Source organism: Proteiniclasticum sediminis, from assembly GCF_018128025.1.
Taxonomy (GTDB): Bacteria; Bacillota; Clostridia; order Clostridiales; family Clostridiaceae; genus Proteiniclasticum; species Proteiniclasticum sediminis.
The window spans coordinates 1-686 of record NZ_JAGSCS010000071.1 but is presented as its reverse complement, the minus strand read 5'-3'; the positions used below and the strand labels follow the sequence as shown (position 1 = coordinate 686).

Below are 686 nucleotides of genomic sequence, written 5' to 3'. Positions count from 1 at the left end.
GAAGGCGTCCTCAATGTCCTCTTCAACGCCGGCATCGCCACGGAGCTTTTCCCGCTCCTCATCTTCATCGGCATCGGCGCCATGATTGACTTTGGTCCGCTGCTGCAGAACCCCTTCATGCTGCTCTTCGGTGCAGCAGCACAGTTTGGAATTTTCTTCACGGTCATCGTTGCCGTGATCTTCGGCTTCGACATCAAGGAAGCAGCGTCCATCGGCATCATCGGTGCGGCTGACGGCCCCACCTCCATCTTCGTGGCCAATGAGCTGGCCCCGAACCTGCTGGGCCCCATCTCTGTGGCCGCCTACTCCTACATGGCCCTGGTGCCGATCATTCAGCCCTTTGCCATTAAGCTGGTCACCACGAAGAAGGAACGCGCCATCCGGATGCACTACAAGGCGTCCAACGTCTCCAAGCTCACCAAGATCCTCTTCCCCATCGTCATCACGGTGGTTTCCGGATTCATCGCTCCCGCCTCCCTGCCCCTGGTCGGCTTCCTCATGTTCGGCAATCTCCTGAGAGAATGCGGCGTGCTGGACCGTCTCAGCAGCTCGGCGCAGAATGAGCTGGTCAACCTGGTCTCCATCCTGCTGGGTCTCACCATCTCCGTGAAGATGACCGCCGAGCAGTTCTGGAATGTCCAGACCCTCATGATCATCGCCTTCGGTCTGGTGGCCTTCATCATGGA

1 protein-coding gene is annotated in these 686 nt (G+C 58.7%); it reads left to right on the top strand.

Translation table 11 applies throughout. The annotated features are described in order from the left end of the window. Window positions 1–686 (top strand): sodium ion-translocating decarboxylase subunit beta (locus KCG48_RS14575; protein WP_211802900.1); only part of this gene is annotated, 686 nt, incomplete at both ends.